15 protein-coding genes are annotated in these 15,573 nt (G+C 70.5%); 6 read left to right on the plus strand and 9 right to left on the minus strand.

Annotation, left to right across the window (positions count from 1 at the left end; all coding sequences use genetic code 11):
• The first annotated feature begins 16 nt into the window (after positions 1-16).
• Positions 17-1,564 carry a CocE/NonD family hydrolase gene (locus tag KUTG_RS14575; protein WP_043717374.1) on the plus strand — a complete coding sequence of 516 codons (1,548 nt, stop codon included), beginning with the start codon at positions 17-19 and terminating at the stop codon, positions 1,562-1,564.
• On the opposite strand, the gene KUTG_RS14580 is transcribed toward KUTG_RS14575, so the two are convergent.
• The 3 genes from KUTG_RS14580 to KUTG_RS14590 form a co-directional block, all read right to left on the minus strand.
• Positions 1,551-2,141 (minus strand): nitroreductase family protein, encoded by a 591-nt coding sequence (locus KUTG_RS14580; protein ID WP_043717377.1) that lies wholly within the window; start codon positions 2,139-2,141, stop codon positions 1,551-1,553. The two genes, KUTG_RS14575 and KUTG_RS14580, sit on opposite strands and share 14 nt — an antisense overlap.
• A gap of 68 nt (positions 2,142-2,209) precedes the next feature.
• On the minus strand, positions 2,210-2,944 hold the full coding sequence (locus KUTG_RS14585; RefSeq protein ID WP_052394513.1) for a class I SAM-dependent methyltransferase: 735 nt from the start codon (positions 2,942-2,944) through the stop codon (positions 2,210-2,212).
• Positions 2,945-2,948: 4 nt separating this feature from the next.
• Positions 2,949-4,154 (minus strand): MFS transporter, encoded by a 1,206-nt coding sequence (locus KUTG_RS14590; RefSeq protein ID WP_043729371.1) that lies wholly within the window; start codon positions 4,152-4,154, stop codon positions 2,949-2,951.
• An 83-nt stretch (positions 4,155-4,237) separates the two neighbouring features.
• Here KUTG_RS14590 and KUTG_RS14595 point away from each other — a divergent pair, with 83 nt between their 5' ends.
• The 3 genes from KUTG_RS14595 to KUTG_RS14605 are packed head-to-tail and all read left to right on the plus strand — an operon-like array spanning position 4,238 to position 7,667.
• Complete coding sequence (locus tag KUTG_RS14595; RefSeq protein WP_043717379.1) at positions 4,238-5,140, plus strand: LysR family transcriptional regulator; 903 nt, start codon at positions 4,238-4,240, stop codon at positions 5,138-5,140.
• An 11-nt stretch (positions 5,141-5,151) separates the two neighbouring features.
• The gene (locus tag KUTG_RS14600) at positions 5,152-5,616 is read left to right on the plus strand and encodes a (2Fe-2S)-binding protein (RefSeq protein ID WP_043717381.1); all 465 of its coding nucleotides are present in this window, start codon (positions 5,152-5,154) and stop codon (positions 5,614-5,616) included.
• A complete protein-coding gene (locus tag KUTG_RS14605; protein WP_043717384.1) occupies positions 5,613-7,667 on the plus strand; it encodes a xanthine dehydrogenase family protein molybdopterin-binding subunit in 2,055 nt (684 codons plus the stop codon). The genes KUTG_RS14600 and KUTG_RS14605 overlap by 4 nt, the downstream gene beginning before the upstream one ends.
• Before the next feature lie 231 nt (positions 7,668-7,898).
• On the opposite strand, the gene KUTG_RS14610 is transcribed toward KUTG_RS14605, so the two are convergent.
• A complete protein-coding gene (locus KUTG_RS14610; protein WP_043717386.1) occupies positions 7,899-8,909 on the minus strand; it encodes a LacI family DNA-binding transcriptional regulator in 1,011 nt (336 codons plus the stop codon).
• Between the two features lie 76 nt (positions 8,910-8,985).
• Positions 8,986-9,909 (minus strand): NAD(P)-dependent oxidoreductase, encoded by a 924-nt coding sequence (locus tag KUTG_RS14615; RefSeq protein ID WP_043717387.1) that lies wholly within the window; start codon positions 9,907-9,909, stop codon positions 8,986-8,988.
• Positions 9,910-10,041: 132 nt separating this feature from the next.
• Between KUTG_RS14615 and KUTG_RS14620 the strand changes: the two genes are divergently transcribed.
• Together KUTG_RS14620 and KUTG_RS14625 are read left to right on the plus strand one after the other, a co-directional pair.
• Positions 10,042-11,136, plus strand: coding sequence for an FAD-dependent oxidoreductase (locus KUTG_RS14620; RefSeq protein ID WP_052394514.1), 1,095 nt, complete (start codon positions 10,042-10,044; stop codon positions 11,134-11,136).
• 14 nt (positions 11,137-11,150) lie between these two features.
• Positions 11,151-11,642 carry a MarR family winged helix-turn-helix transcriptional regulator gene (locus KUTG_RS14625; protein WP_043717388.1) on the plus strand — a complete coding sequence of 164 codons (492 nt, stop codon included), beginning with the start codon at positions 11,151-11,153 and terminating at the stop codon, positions 11,640-11,642.
• Between the two features lie 205 nt (positions 11,643-11,847).
• Here the strand turns inward: KUTG_RS14625 and KUTG_RS14630 are convergent, their stop codons facing one another.
• The 4 genes from KUTG_RS14630 to KUTG_RS14645 are packed head-to-tail and all read right to left on the minus strand — an operon-like array spanning position 11,848 to position 15,570.
• Positions 11,848-12,549 (minus strand): flavodoxin family protein, encoded by a 702-nt coding sequence (locus KUTG_RS14630; RefSeq protein WP_043717389.1) that lies wholly within the window; start codon positions 12,547-12,549, stop codon positions 11,848-11,850.
• 59 nt (positions 12,550-12,608) lie between these two features.
• On the minus strand, positions 12,609-13,817 hold the full coding sequence (locus KUTG_RS14635) for an ABC transporter permease (RefSeq protein ID WP_052394515.1): 1,209 nt from the start codon (positions 13,815-13,817) through the stop codon (positions 12,609-12,611).
• Positions 13,814-14,506, minus strand: a complete 693-nt coding sequence (locus KUTG_RS14640; RefSeq protein WP_043717390.1) for an ABC transporter ATP-binding protein — start codon at positions 14,504-14,506, stop codon at positions 13,814-13,816. Before KUTG_RS14640 ends, KUTG_RS14635 begins: the two co-directional genes overlap by 4 nt.
• A complete protein-coding gene (locus KUTG_RS14645) occupies positions 14,503-15,570 on the minus strand; it encodes an efflux RND transporter periplasmic adaptor subunit (protein ID WP_052394516.1) in 1,068 nt (355 codons plus the stop codon). Before KUTG_RS14645 ends, KUTG_RS14640 begins: the two co-directional genes overlap by 4 nt.
• Positions 15,571-15,573 lie beyond the last annotated feature (3 nt).

Raw genomic sequence — 15,573 nt, forward strand, 5'->3', positions numbered from 1 at the left:
TGCACGATCCTTGCCCATGCGCTTCATCGTGGACACCGATGTGCCGGTCGTGACCAGGGACGGCACCGCGCTGGCCACGAACGTCTGGCGGCCCGCCGACGAGCGGCCGGCGCCGGTCCTGCTGCTGCGCACCCCGTACGGCAAGGACGACATCGCCAGTTACGGCGGCAACCGCCCGAACCTGTTCGCCCTGTTGGAAGCCGGTTACGCGGTGGTCGTCCAGTGCTGCCGCGGCACCGCGCGGTCCGGCGGTGTGCACGTGCCGCACGAGAACGAGGCCGCCGACAGCGCGGACACCCTGGCCTGGCTGCGCGAACAGCCTTGGTGCGACGGCAACATCGGCGGCTTCGGGGCGTCCTACCAGGGCGCGGTGCAGTGGCAGTCGGCGGAGTTGTTGCAGGCCATCGCTCCGATCTTCGCCACGGCCGACTTCTACCGGGCCCCGTGGTACTCCCCCGGCGGCGCGATGTCCCTGCACACCGTGCTGACGTGGATCACCGCCAACGCCGCCGGCGAAGCTCTCAAAACCGGTGCGGTGCAGGACCTTCCGGAGATCATGCGGCAGCAGTTCGACACCCTGCCGACCCGGGACCACCCCGTGCTGGCCAAGCACTTCCCTTGGCTGGACACGGTTTTCGCGCACCCCGAGCACGACGGCTACTGGCAGCGGCTGGCCCCGGCGGCCAAGGCCCCGGCGCTGAGCATCGGCGGCTGGTACGACGTCTTCGTCGACGAAACCGTGCGCTCGCACAACGAACGCCTGATCATCGGGCCTTGGACCCACCTCAGCACCGACTACCGCGGCGCCAACCTGACCGACGCGCACCTGCGCTTCTTCGACCAGTGGCTGCGCGGCAAGCCGGACGACTCGGCGCCGGTGCGGATCTTCGTGATGGGCATCGACCAGTGGCGCGACGAGCAGGCGTGGCCGCTGCCCGACACCCGGCGCATGGACTACTTCCTCGGCGAGGGAACACTTTCCGCGTCGCCGATGAGGACCGGCGCCACCACGTACCGGTACGACCCGCTCGACCCCACGCCCACGATCGGCGGCAACACCCTTGCCGCCGATGCCGGCCCGCGCGACCAGCGGCCGGTCGAGGCGCGCCAGGATGTGCTGTGCTTCACCGGCCCGCCACTGGGTGATCCGCTGGAGGTCACCGGTCACGTCTCGCTGACCCTTTTCGTGTCCAGTTCGGCCGTGGACACGGACTTCATGGGCAAGCTGGTGGACGTGCACCCCGACGGCACGGCGATCAACCTGTGCGAGGGCATGCTGCGCGCCCGCTACCGCAACTCCCTGTCCGCGCCGGAACTGCTGACGCCGCAACGGGTCTACGAGCTGACGCTGGACCTTTCCGTGACGTCCACCGTGTTCCTGCCCGGCCACCGCATCCGGCTGGAGGTGTCCAGCAGCAACTTCCCGCGCTACGACCGCAATCCCAACACGGGAGGCGTGGTCGCGGCGGCGGGCCCGGGCGATGTGGTGGTCGCCGAGAACACCGTGCACTTCGGGCCCGCCCGCCCCAGCCGGCTGTCACTGCCGGTGATCAGCGCCAGGTGACCAGGTCGTCCAACGGGATCTGCTTGGGCCGGTTGGCCAGGCTGCTGGGGACGGCGCGGGAGTTGTCGTCGGAGTAGCCCAGCGTCAGGAAACCGGCCAGGCCCACGTCCTTCGGCAGGCCGATGAGCTCGTCGAGGCCGTCGGCGTGCGGCCCGAAGAAGCCGGTGGCCAGGCCCTCGTTGGCCGCCGCAAGCTGGAGCAGCACCAGCAGGCTCCCGCTGTCGAACCACCAGAACGGCACCGGCCACTCGCCCTCCTCGCCCTCGCCGGTGACCTTGTCGGGCTGCCGGTAGCGCTCGTGGTAGGACTCCTCGCGGATGCCGATCGCGATGAGCACCGGGGCCACCGAGATCCACGGCTTCATGCCGCCGTCGAGGTAGGTCTGCTCGGTCAGGTCGGCGACCTTGCGGCGGAGCTCCGGGTCGGTGATGACGATCAGCCGGTGCCCCTGGCTGAAGCCGGCGCTGGGCGCGCGGTGCACCACCTTCACGATCCGGCGCAGCACGTCCTCCGGCACCGGGTCGGGGCGGTAGCTGCGCACCATTCGGCGGGCGCGGAGCACTTCGGCGAAGTCCACGGCGTCTCCTCACGTTCGGGCCCTCCAGCATGCCAGGACCGCCGTCACCCGCGAGGGGTTTTATTCGGTCACGAACCATTCCCTTGATCCGACCGGGCCGTCACCAGCACCGAATGCTTGTGGATGCGCACGGTGCCGCGACCGGCGACTTCGTTGTGCAGCACGGACAACTCCTCGCCGGTGAGGTCACGGTCCACGCAGCTGGCCAGGTAGGCGACCACCGGCTCGGGTGTGGCCACGACCAGCTCGTCCTCGTAGCGGATCAGGTCGATGTCCCCGAAGTCACGGCTCAGCAAGGCGATCGCGTTCTCGGCACGGAACGAGAGGTCCACGGCCAGCGGGAAGGACATCGGCAGGCCGACCTTCTCGGCGATCTCCCACAGCTCGGCCATGTGCCCGCCGCCGTTGGTGGTCGCGACCAGCCACCCGCCGGGTCGCAGCACCCGGTTCAGCTCGGCGATGGCCTTCGGCGGCTCGTCCACGTGATAGAGCATGTGGGACGCGATCGCGCCGTCGAAGGCGCCGGCGGCGAAGGGAAGGGCGTCGGCGCTGCACCGGGCCGGCGCGAATCCCTTGTCCCGCAAGGTGGTGCACATGGCGGCGGAGAGATCCGTCGGCACCAGGGCGATGTCCGGCTTCGACGGCCACAGCGCTCCGGTGCCGGCGCCGACCTCCAACACGCGTTGGCCTTGGCGCGACGGCAATCGCTCGCGGACCCAGTCCTGCCACGGCTGCGGATTCGTGCCGTAGCCGTGCAGGGCGATGCGGGCGGCGAGCTTGTCGACGGTCCGGTACTGGATCACACCTTCACGATGCCACGGCCAGCCGTCGACCGGCCCAGACCAGGATCACCAGCTGCACGACGCTGAACAGCACCAGCACCAGGAGGCTGGGCAGGGCGGTGAGCGCGACGCCGACGACCAGCACCGGCAGCGCGAGGCCCAGGTAGAAGGCGAGGAACACGCCGGCCAGGGTCTCGCCCCGCAGCTCGGGGGCGGCGACGGCGCCGACCTTGGCCAGGGCGACCCGGAAGCCGAGGCCCATGCCCGCGCCGCCGACGACGGTGCCGGTGCAGAACAGCAGCTCGCTGCCGGTGAGCACGCTGGTCGGGATGGCCACCAGCGACAGCACCAGGCCGCCGAGGCCGATGAACAGCTGGCGGCGCAGCGGCTGGCCGGCGAACAGCAGCTGCGAGCCGGCGGCGGCCGCGAAGACCGACATCGCGACCAGGCCGCCGACCAGCAGTGACGGCTCCCGGAAGGTCCCGCGCAGCAGCGTCGGCGCGAGCGCCCCGACCAGGCCGCTGAACATGTTGACGGCGAAGGCGACCGCGGCGGCGGCCCAGAACACCGGCTTGGCGTGGTGCGGCACCGACACCCGCTGCGGGCGGTAGCGAGGGCGGTCTTCGTTGCTTGAGACGGTCTCAGGCACGTACTTGATCACGCCGGCGGCGAGCGCGAACAACGCCAGGAAGATCACGTACGGCGTGGTCAGCGGCGCTGTGACGTAGCTGGCCAGCAGCCCGCTGACCACCGGCCCGATGCCGAGGCCGGCCATGTTGACCATGGACGAGAACAGCCCGGCGTCCCGGCCGGGATGGGTGACGGCCCGCAGTTCGGCCAGGTGGGCCGTGGCGGTGGCGGTCAGCGCGCCGATGCCGACGCCGCCGACGAACCGGGCGACGACCAGCCCCGGCACGTCCGGCCAGGCCAGGAACACTGCCGCCGAGACCGCCTCGGCCAGCACGGCGGCCAGCGCCATGCGGCGGCGGCCGAGCCAGTCGCTGACGTGCCCGATCAGGTACATGCTGGCCACGACGCCGAGCGCGTAGGCGGCGAACACGACCGTGATGACGACGGTCGGGAAGCCATCGCGCTGCTGGTAGAGGGGGTAGAGCGGGGTCGGCACGGTGGAGAAGGCCAGGGCCAGCAGGAAGGCGGCGGCCACCACCCAGAAGCCGGTGCCGTGGCCCAACCGCGGCGCGGGGCGCGCGACCATCAGCGTGGAACTCATGGTCCCAGCGTGCGCCGCGTCGAGCATCGAGTCCAACGAAAGATGCTGGTGACAGTTATCGGCGTGGTGCGATAATCGGGCACGTGGACACGCGTCAGCTGGAGTACTTCGTCGCGGTGGCCGAGGAGCTGAGCTTCACGCGGGCCGCCCGGCGGCTGCAGGCGGTGCAGTCGACCGTGTCGGCCGGCATCAAGTCGTTGGAGTCGGACCTGCGCACCACCTTGTTCGACCGGTCGACCCGCTCGGTCGCGCTCACGCCGTCCGGGGCGGCGTTCCTGCCCGAGGCGAAGGCCGCGCTGGCCCAGTTGGACCGGGCCAAGGCGGTCGTGCAGGAGGCCGGGGCGGGCCTGCGGGGCAGCCTGCGCATCGGCACGATGATGAGCGTCGGCCCGCTGGACCTGCCCGGCCTGCTGGGCGCGTTCCACCGCCGGTATCCGCTGGTCGACCTGCACCTGACCATGTCGACCACCGGCTCGACCGGCCTGGCCGAGGACGTCCGGGCCGGCCGGCTAGACGCCGCGCTGGTGGGGCTGCCGCCGTCCGACCTGGCCGGGCTCCGGGCGCGCGAGCTCAACCGTCACTCCTACGTCGCGCTCATGCCGGCCGAACACCGGCTGGCCGCGCGGTCCACGGTGACGATCACCGACCTCACCGGCGAGGATTTTGTCGACACGCCACGGGGTTTCGGCAACCGGATCGCCATCGAACGCGCCTTCGACGCCGCCGGCAGGCCCCGACGGGTGGTGGCCGAGGTATCCGACCTGCGGCTGGTGCCGGACTACGTGCGAGCCGGGCTGGGCATCGCGGTGGTGCCGGACCTGGAGATCGTGCGCGGGCCCGGGCTGGTGCAGATCCCGCTGGCCGGCACGTCGGTGGAATGGCTGGTGACGCTGGTGTGGCTGGCCGACCACAAGCCCAGCCGGGCGCTGACGACGCTGCTGGGGCTGGTCGAGGACATGTTGACGGCCGGCGGCGGCGGCGAATAGCGTTCGCACGAGTGAGCGACGAGACGTTCCGGCTGCTGGTCAACGGGGCCGAGGTGACGGTCGAGGCCGACCGCGACACGCCGTTGCTGTATGCGTTACGCAACCAGCTGGGTCTGAAGGGCACGCGGTTCGGCTGCGGGCTCGGGCTGTGCGGGTCGTGCAACGTGCTCGTCGACGGGCGGGTCGTGCACTCGTGCGACACTCCACTGTGGTCGGTCGACGGCAAGGCAGTCCGGACCGTGGAAGGACTCGGCGACTCGCCGCTGCAACGGGCGATGATCGACGAGCAGGCGGCGCAGTGCGGGTACTGCGTGTCCGGTGTCGTGATGACCGCGACCGCCCTGCTGGCCCGGAATTCCTGCCCCTCGGAGTGCGAGGTCCGCGAAGCCCTTGACGGCAATCTGTGCCGGTGCGGGGCCCACAACCGGATGGTGCGCGCGGTCCTGCAGGCGTCCCAGATCGAGGCGGCGCAGTGATCCCGCGCAACCTCGCCGCGAATCCCCGCCTGTCGCACTGGGTTTCCGTGCGCCCCGACGGCACCGTCGACGTCCGTTGCGGGAAAGTCGAGCTGGGACAGGGCATTCTGACCGCTTTGGCGCAGATCGCCGCCGATGAGCTGGATGTCGCCTACGACCGGATCCGCATGGTGCCGGCCACCACCGACTCCAGCCCCGACGAGGGCCTGACCGCCGGCAGCCGGTCGATCGAGGACTCCGGCGCCGCCCTGCGACAGGTGGGCGCGGAGGTCCGGGCCGTCTTCCTCGCCGCGGCGGCCAAGGTGCTCGACAGTTCCGAGCTGTCCGTTGTGGACGGTCTGATCAACGACACGGTCAGCTACTGGGACCTGCTCGACGACGTCGACCTCGACGTCGAGGCGACCGGTGCGGTCGAACCGAAACCCGTTGCCGAGCGCAAGGTCATGGGCACCAGCCCGGGCCGGTTGGACATTCCCGACAAGGTGTACGGCCGGGCTCGCTTCATCCACGACCTGTCGTTGCCGGGCATGCTCTACGGCCGCGCCGTCCGGCCGCCCTCCCGTGGCGCGACCCTGGTGTCCTTGGACACCAGCAAAGCCGCCGAGTTGGACGGCGTCGTCGAGATCGTCCGTGACGGTGATTTCCTCGGCGTGATCGCCGATCGCGAGGAGACCGCCGTGCGCGCCGCCGGGTTGCTGCGCTGCGAGTGGGCCGAGCGGGACAGCCTGCCGGACGTCGACGCCATGCCGGAATTCCTGATGTCCCGCCGCACCGAGGACGTCACCATCGTCGACGAGTCCACTTCGGACGATGCCGTCACCACGGTTGCCGCCACCTATTCCCGGCCGTATCTGTCCCATGCCTCGATGGCGCCCTCGTGCGGCGTCGCCCGCTGGGACGGGGACAAGCTGGAACTATGGACGCACAGCCAAGGCCTTCACCCGCTGCGCCTGGACATCTGCCGGTCGCTCGGCGTCGCCATCGACCAGGTCACCCTGCACCATGTCGAGGGCGCCGGCGCCTACGGCCACAACGGGGCCGACGACGCCGCGTTCGATGCCGTGCTGTTGGCCCGGGCCGTCAACGGGCGGCCGGTGCAGGTCGTCTGGTCCCGGGCCGACGAGCTCGGCTGGGCCCCTTTCGGCGCGGCGATGGCCGTGCACATCGAGGCTGATCTCGATGCCGTCGGTGAGGTTGTCGCCTGGCGGCACGACCTCTACAGCAACGGCCATGTCTCGCGCCCCGGCTTCTTCGCCGCGCCGGCCCTGCTCGGCAGCCAGCTGCGGACCGGCACTCCCCCGCCGGTGTCCATGGATCCCCCGTTCGCCAACGGCGGCGGCTCCGAGCGCAATTCCGTTCCCCTGTACACCTTTCCCGGTCAGCGGATCACCAAGCACCGGCTGCTGGAGATGCCGCTGCGCACCTCGTCGCTGCGGGCCCTCGGGGCTTACGCCAACGTCTTCGCCATCGAGTCCTTTGTGGACGAACTGGCCTTCCGTGCCGGCGTCGACCCCGTGCGGTACCGGCTACGGCACCTGTCCGACGAGCGGGCCCGGGCCGTCATCACCGCTGCCGCCGACGCCGCCGGCTGGTCCCGCCGCGGCGAGGGCTGGGGCTTCGCCTTCGCCCGCTACAGCCACCATGGCGCCTACTGCGCCGTCGTCGCCGAGGTCGAGGCCGAGACCTCCGTTCGCGTCAAGCGCCTCACTCTCGCCGTCGACGCCGGGGCCGTCGTCAGCCCCGACGGCCTTCGCAACCAGGTCGAGGGCGGGGCGATCCAGAGCACCAGCTGGACCGTCAAGGAGCAGGTCCGCTTCGACCGCTCCCGCGTCACCAGCACCGACTGGGAGTCCTACCCCATCCTGCGGTTCTCCGAGGTGCCCGAGGTCGAGGTGGTGATCGTCGACCGCCCTGACCGGCCCAGCCTCGGTGCCGGCGAGACCGCCCAGGGCCCCACCGCCGCCGCCATCGCCAACGCCCTCCACTCCGCCCTGGACGTCCGCGTCCGCGACCTCCCCCTGACCCCCGCCGCCATCATCGCCGCCCTCTAACCCCCGCGAGTCACGCTCTCCGACACACCGAAACACGGTTTCGGGCAGAGGGGAGCGGGCGCGCCGCGCCGACAGGACCTTGGAGCGGCGTGCCACATGGGGAGAACCCCCGGCGAGTCCCGCTCACTGTCACACCCAGTTCCGGTTTCCGGCAGAACCGAGTGCCGGGGCTGCTCGAAACCGACATTTACCCTGCCTGAAAGCGTGACTCGCGGGGGTTGAACCGGTGACTCAGGTGTCTGAGAGCGGGACTCGCGCTACGGAGTTGCGTTCGATCAGTTCGACGGGGAGGACTAGGCGTTTGGGTGGGGAAGAGGGGGTGGCGATGCGCTCCAGGAGGAGGCGGGCGGCCTCGTAGCCGATGTCGTAGTGGGGGATGCGGACGGTGGTGAGGGCGGGGCGCTGCTTGTCGACGAAGGGCATGTCGTTGAAGCCGGTGACCGAGACATCCTCGGGACAGCGCAGGCCGAGCTCGGCCAGCGCCCCGTAGCAGCCGAGGGCGATCATGTCGTTGCCGGCGACGATGGCGGTGGCGGAGGTGGCGGCCAGCAGCTTGTGCGTGGCGTCGAAGCCGGCCTGCTCGCTGTAGGCGTCGCACACCTCGACGCCGGCAGGGGCAAGGCCACGGGTGGCGAGGCCGTCGAGGAAGGCCCGGCGTCGCTCGACGCCGGTGGAGGTGTCCTGGGGCCCGGCCAGGTGGGCGATCCGGGTGTGGCCTCGCGCGATCAGGAGGTTCACCAGCGCGTGCACGCCCGCGCTGCTGTCGGCGACGACGGAGGGGACGTCGCCGGCGTCGGTGCGGCGATTGACCAGCACCACGGACACGTCGGGCCCCAGCGGCACACTGTCCCGCTTGCTGGTGGCGAGGATGAACCCAGCCAGTTGCTGCCCGCGCATGGTGGCCAGCAGGTCCCGCTCCCGCGCGGCGTCGCCGTCGGTGTTGCCGAGCAGCGCCAGGTAGCCGGCCTCCCGCAGCGCGTCCTCGACGCCCCGCACGATCGGCGGGAACACGGGATTGCGCAGGTCGGGGATGACCACGCCGACCACCGACGACGTGCGGGTCCGCAGGCTGCGCGCGGCCGAGTTGGGCGAGTAGCCCAGGGCGCGGGCGGCCTCCACGATCCGGGCCGCCGTCCGTGGGCTCACCTTGTCCCGGGTCTGCGGGTTCAGCGCACGGCTCGCGGTCGCCGCGTGCACGCGGGCCATTTCGGCGACGTCCTTGATGGTCGCGGGCTTGTCCATCGCGTCAGCATATTGACCGCGCCAGCATCTTGAACCGCGCCAGCATCTTGAACGGAACTGTGGGCACGCCGCGAACTCACTCGTCCGGAGTCAACCCATCATCCACTGACACGTTCTCCGGTTCGAGCGCAAGACCGGCCCGGCGGGCCTGCTCCAGTAGTAGCGTGGCGAAGTCCTGCTCGGTGTGGCCGGCGCCGATGGCCGAGGCGATCAGCTGGGCGGTGGCCGAGGCGATGGGCATCGGGGCCTCCAGGCTGCGCGCGGCGGCCAGGCCCAGATCGAAGTCCTTGCGCAGCAAGGGCATCGTGAACGTCGGCGTGAAGTCGAGGTTGACCAGCGCGGGAGACTTGTACCGGGTGAACGCCGAGCCCAGCACCGAGTCGTTGAGGAACTCGAGGAACGCCGCCCGGCTGACGCCGCCCTTCTCGGCCAGCACGGTGATCTCCGACAGCGACTGGACGACAACACCGAGGAACACATTGTGAGCGATCTTCACCAGCCGGGCGACCTCGTCCTCGCCGACGTAGGTCACGCCCCGGCCGAGCGCGCGCAGCACCGGCTCGACCTCGTCGAACACCGCTCGCGGCCCCGACACGGCGAGGGTCAGTTGACCCGCCGCCACGACCTTGGGGTTGCCGCTGACCGGCGCGGCCAACAGCTCCGAGCCCCGCTTGCGGGCGGCCACCCGGACGGCGGCCGACGCTTCCTCGGACACGGTGGACGAGTCGATCACCACGCGCGGCGCGACGTCGGGATCGGTGAACAGGCCGTGGTCGCCGGAGGTCACCTGCTCCAGGTCGGCCGAGGCGGCGACCATGGTGAAGACGACGTCCCGACCGGCCAGGTCGACCGGCCGGTCGACCACCGTGACGCCGAGCGCCTCGGCCTTGGCCCTGGTCCGGTTGTAGACGGCGACGTCGTAGCCGGCGGCGCTGAGCCGCTTGACCATGGCGGCGCCCATCCGCCCCGCGCCGATCCAGCCGATGCTCGGTCGAGCCATGACACTCCCTGAGGCCACCTGCAAACGTTCGCATTGAACGATGCCCAAGGAGGGGTCGGGCGTCAACCATTGTACCCCCGCCGACTATTGCACTATGCAAGACTCAGGGAAGACAAAAAGGACGGAGGGCCGATGCGGGTGCTCGTGTGCGGCGCCGGTGTGGCCGGGCTGACCACGGCGTGGTGGCTGGGCCGACACGGGTGGGACGTGCTGCTCGTCGACCGTGACGAACAGCCCCGCGACGCCGCGCACCTGCTGGACGTCGGCGGCGCCGGCTACGACGTGCTCGACCGCATGGGCCTGCTGCCCGCCTTGGGCTCGCTGCGCCGCAACATCCCGGCCATCGTCTACGTCGACCAGGACGGCAGCACGCTGGCCACCGTGAGCTACCTGGCCACCGCCACCATGCTGCACGGCCGGCTGCTGACGATCATGCGGGGCGACCTGGAGACGGCGCTGACCGCCGCGCTGCCGCCACGGGTGCAGGTCCGGCGCGGCGTCGAGATCGTCTCCGTCGAGGACAGCGACGGGCCCGTTCGGGTGACGTTGTCCGACGGCGGAGTGCTGGCCGTCGACGCGCTCATCGGCGCCGACGGACAGCACTCCGCCGTACGGCGGATGGTGTTCGGGCCGGACCGCCTGTACGTGCGGCCGCTCGGCCAGCAGTGTTCGACGTACCTTTTCCGCGACGACGACCTCGCTCAGCACCTCGGCCCGGATCTGAAGGTGCTCAGCCTCGCCGACCGACAGGCCGGGTTCAGCCGCACCGCCGACGGCCGGATCGCCGCGTTCCTCGTGCACCGGGGCGACCGCTCGCCGGCCGATCCCGTCGCCGAGGTGCGCGCCCGCTGCACGGGCATGGGGTGGATCGTCGACCAGGCGTTGGAGCAGTGCCCGCCTTCGCTGCGCCACGTGCCGGTGTCCCAGGTCGAACTGGCCACTTGGCATGTGGGACGCACCGTGCTGGTCGGCGACGCCGCCTCGGCGGTGTCCGCGCTGGCCGGCCACGGGGCGTCGCTGGCCCTGCTCGGCGCCTTTCGCCTGGCCGATTCCCTGGCGCGGTCCACCGATATCGGCACGGCCATGGCCTCGTACCAGCTCGGCCTGCTGCCGGCCGTACGCCAGGTGCAGCGGGCCGGGCGGCGGGCGACGGGCTGGGTCGCGCCGACGACACGCTGGCAGATCGCGATCCGGGACGCGGTGCCCGCACTGTCCGGCGGGGCCTGAGGCACACTGGTGTCATGCCGCGCACACCGGGCGAACTCGCCGAGTCCACCGACGTCGATGCCGTCACCGATGCGGTGCTGACGGCATCGAGGCTGTTGGTCGCCGTGTCCGCCCGGTCCATCGCCGCCGTGGACGAGGCGATCACCCTGGCCCAGTTCCGGCTGCTGGTCATCCTGAACTCGGTCGGGGCCACCAAGCACGCCGCGCTGGCCGACCAGCTCGGCGTCAACCCGTCCACCGCCAGCCGCATGGTCGACCGCCTGGTCGCCGCCGGCATGGTCGTGCGGGAGACCAACCCGGCCTCACGCCGCGAGATCGTCATCGAGCTGACCGCCGAGGGCCGCCGGGTGGTGCGCCAGGTGACGGCGCGGCGCCGCAAGGAGATCGCCCGCATCGTCGCCCGCATGCCCGAGTCCACCCGGGTCGGCCTGGTCGACGCCCTCTCCGCCTTCGCCGAGGCCGGCGGCGAGCCCGCGGTCACCACCCCCGACGCCGCCTGGTCCTGACCGGGCTCATGCAGGGAAGGACGCCTTTCCTGCCATTGAGTTATTCACAGGCGAAGGAGTCCCGGGCGAGAACATAGTCGGTTATATCACCCGGTAAAGCGGCTTATCTATCTGGGGCAGGCCCTGACCGGGCTCATGCAGGGAAGGACGCTTACCCGCGTTGAACGAGGGTAAGGCGTCCTTCCCTGCATCACACCGAAACCCGCTAGCGGTACTCCGGGTTCTGGAAGTCGAAGCGGGAGCCGGCGTCCCACTCGGAGCGCTGGTTGCCGTGGGCGGGAATGCCGCCGGCGTCCTTGAGCATCCGAGCCATGTGCATGAGGTTCCAGGTCATGAACGTGGTGTTGCGGTTGGTGAAATCGTTCTCGGGGCCGCCGGAGCCGGGGTCCAGATAGGACGGACCGGGGCCGGCCTCGCCGATCCAGCCGGCGTCGGCCTGCGGCGGCACGGTGTAGCCGAGGTGCTGGAGGCTGTACAGCACGTTCATGGCGCAGTGCTTGATGCCGTCCTCGTTGCCGGTGATCAGGCAGCCGCCGGCCCGGCCGTAGTAGGCGTACTGGCCGGCGTCGTTGAGCAGGTGGGAGCAGGCGTACAGGCGCTCGATGACCTTCTTCATCTCGGAGCTGTTGTCGCCCAGCCAGATCGGGCCGCAGAGCACGAGGATGTCGGCCGCCAGCACCTTCTCGTAGATCGCCGGCCAGGCGTCGGTGGCCCAGCCGTGCTCGGTCATGTCGGGCCACACCCCGACGGCGATGTCGTGGTCGATGGCCCGCAACACCTCGACGGTGACGCCGTTGCGGGCCATGATGCCGCTGCTGACGTCGATCAGCCCGTCGGTGTTGCTGAGCTCTGGGGACCGCTTGAGCGTGCAGTTGACGAACAGCGCGCGAAGGTCGTCGAAGGCCATGCCGACAGTCCAGCACGGGAACCCGGGATCCCGCACGGTCCGGTAATAACCCCCTAATGTCACGGCGCGGCGAGCGCCTGGGTGGGTGTGAGCCGGGCGGCCCGGACCGACGGGTAGATGCCGGCCAGCACCCCGATGAGCACGGCCCCGGCCAGCCCGCCGCCGAGCGCGGCGAAGGGAATGATCACCGGCCAGCCCTGGTATCCGGTGTACGCCAACGTGGCGACCACGCCGATCACCGTGCCGGCCAGCCCGCCGAGTCCGGACAACACGGCGGCCTCGGTGAGGAACTGCCCACGGATCTGGCCACGGGTGGCGCCGAGCGCCCGGCGCAGGCCGATCTCCCGCCGCCGCTCCAGCACGGAGATCACCATGGTGTTGGCCACGCCGACGCCGCCGACCAACAGGGCGACACCGGCCAAACCCAGGAACAGACCGGAGAAGGTGGTCTTCGTGTCCTGCTTGGCCGCCAATGCGTCGGACGGCCGCGACACCTGGACCAGACCGGGAGTCTGCGGGTACAGGGTGGGCGCGAGCACGGCCCGCACGTCCTGGATGGCATCCTCGTCGGCCTTCACGTAGACCACGGTCGGATGGCCGTCGAAGCCCAGAACCTGTTTCGCCGCACCCCATCCCACCAGCACGGCCCGTTCGAGGTCGGGATTGAGCGGCATGGGGTCGAGGATGCCGATCACCGTGAACCACTGTGTCCCGATGAACACCTGCGGCGGCTGCTGGTTGGGCACCAGGTCGGTGAAGCCGAGTCGGGACGCGGCAACGGATCCCAGCACGACGGTCGGGAAGTTGGAAGAGGCGTCGTCGAGGAACTTGCCGGCGTGCAGGGAACCGTGGACCGCTCCCAGAAGATCGGTGCTGCTGGCCAACACCGACAGCCCCGAGTCGGCGTTGGGGTCGATACGGTCGTTGCGGTGCACGGTCTTGTGGGCGTTGGCCACCTGCGCGGCGGCGGTGACGGGGCCGATCCGCTTGACCATGCCCATCGCGTCCTCGGGCAGCAGCACGGGATCGCCCTGCGTCTGCTGGGGCTCGGCCCGCAATACGTTGGTGCCCAAGGCGGTCAGCTGATCGAGCAGGGACTGCTGACTGGAGGCCGGGATGCTGGTGACGATCACCATGGTCGCGATGCCGATGGAGATTCCCAGCGCCGACAGGACGGTTCGCATCTTGCGGCTGCCGACGCCCAGCAGCCCGAGCCGCAGCACATCGCCGAAGGACAGGCGAACCGGCTGGGTGTTGAGAACGGTCACGTCAGCTTCCCACTGTAGGAGAGGGTGTTGTCGGCCACCAGCCGCCCGTCCCGCATCTCGATCCGCCGGGGCAGGCCGGCCGCGATGTCACGGTCGTGCGTGATCACCGCGATCGTGGTGCCGTCGTTGTTCAAGCGCCGCAACAACTCCAGCACAGCCTGCCCGTTGGCGGTGTCCAGGGCGCCGGTCGGCTCATCAGCCAGCACCAGCGCGGGATTGTTGACCACGGCACGAGCGATGGCCACCCGCTGGCGTTCACCACCGGACAGCTGCTGCGGCTGGTGGTCGACACGGTGCGACAACCCGACCCGGTCCAACGCCTCCAGGGCGAGGGCCCGCCGCTGCCGCCGGGGAACGCCGGCATACAACAGGCCGGTGGCGACGTTCTGCGCGGCGGTCAGGCCGTCGGTGAGATGGAACTGCTGGAACACAAAGCCCAACCACCGGCCCCGCAGGGCGGACAGCCGCCGGTCGGACAGCGTCGTCACGTCCAGGCCGCCGAGGAACACCGAGCCTTCGGACGGGAGGTCGAGGGTGCCGATGATGTTGAGCATGGTCGATTTGCCCGAGCCCGAAGGTCCCACGATGGCAACGAGTTCGCCGGTCTCGATCTCCAGCGACACCGAGTCCAGCGCGGTCACACCGGGGTAGCGCTTGCTGACGCCCCGCAGCTCCAGCACCGGAGTCACGACGTGGTCACCACTTTCAGCCCCTCGCTCAGGCCGGCGCCGCTGATCTCCACCATGCCCTGCGCGAACATCCCGGTCTGCACGGCGTGGTACTTGCCGTCACCGGTCTGCACGGCGTAGCCGCCCTCTCGCAGCGCCACGAGCGCCCCGACCGGAACGGCCAACACTCCCTTGTGGACCTCCGTCGCCACCTGAACCTGTACGGAGGCCGCGTCCAGGTCGGCCACAGTGGACGGATCGTCCGGCGTGATCGTCACGGTCAGCTTCGGCGGCCCGGACGTCTGATCCTTGCCGCCACCGTCCACGGTGGTGCCGACGGCCGTCACCTTGGCCGACACGGGCTTGGTGTCCGGACGGATGATCGTCACCGCCGCGCCGTTCTTGATCTGCCCGACCTCGGTGGCCTCCACCGGCATGGTGACGACCTTCTGCGTCGACGTGACCGACAACAGATCACCGGCCACCGGATCCCCCAGTTGCGCGGTCACGGCGTTCACCCGCATTGGGCCCTTCAACACCACGACCTGCCCAACATCGAGCGTCCCGGTGTCGTCAAGACCGACGCTCTTCTCCCACTTCTTCAAGGCAGCCGCGATAGCCGGCGTGAAAGACGGATCCTTGGCCGGCACCGAACCGACGCCGTAGCCCAGGGCCTTGAGGTTCGCCGCCACCACGGCGACATCGGCGCCCTTCAACGTCGGACCGTCGAGCTTGCGGAACAACGGCGTGTCACCGAAGAACACCGGCACCGGCTTGTCGTTGACCCAGTACAACGCCTTGCCCTGCCCCACGATGTCGCCGACCGCAGGCAACTTGGTCACCAGCCCCGTCCCCGCGCCCTTGACGGTCATCGGCGCCCCGTAGCCGAGCGTGCCGCCGAACGACTGCCCGTTGGACAGGTCCATCCGCTTCACCGCGACGGTCTGGGCCGACGGCGGCGCGGCCGTGGTCGTGGCCGACGAGCCGTGCCGGGCATCGATCACAGCCACGCCCAGCACCGTGCCGACCACCACGGCCAGCACGGCGATCCCGATCACCGCCCGCCGGCGGGTGTCCGCAGTCATGCC

It is taken from the genome of Kutzneria sp. 744, from assembly GCF_000568255.1.
Classification (GTDB): domain Bacteria; phylum Actinomycetota; class Actinomycetes; order Mycobacteriales; family Pseudonocardiaceae; genus Kutzneria.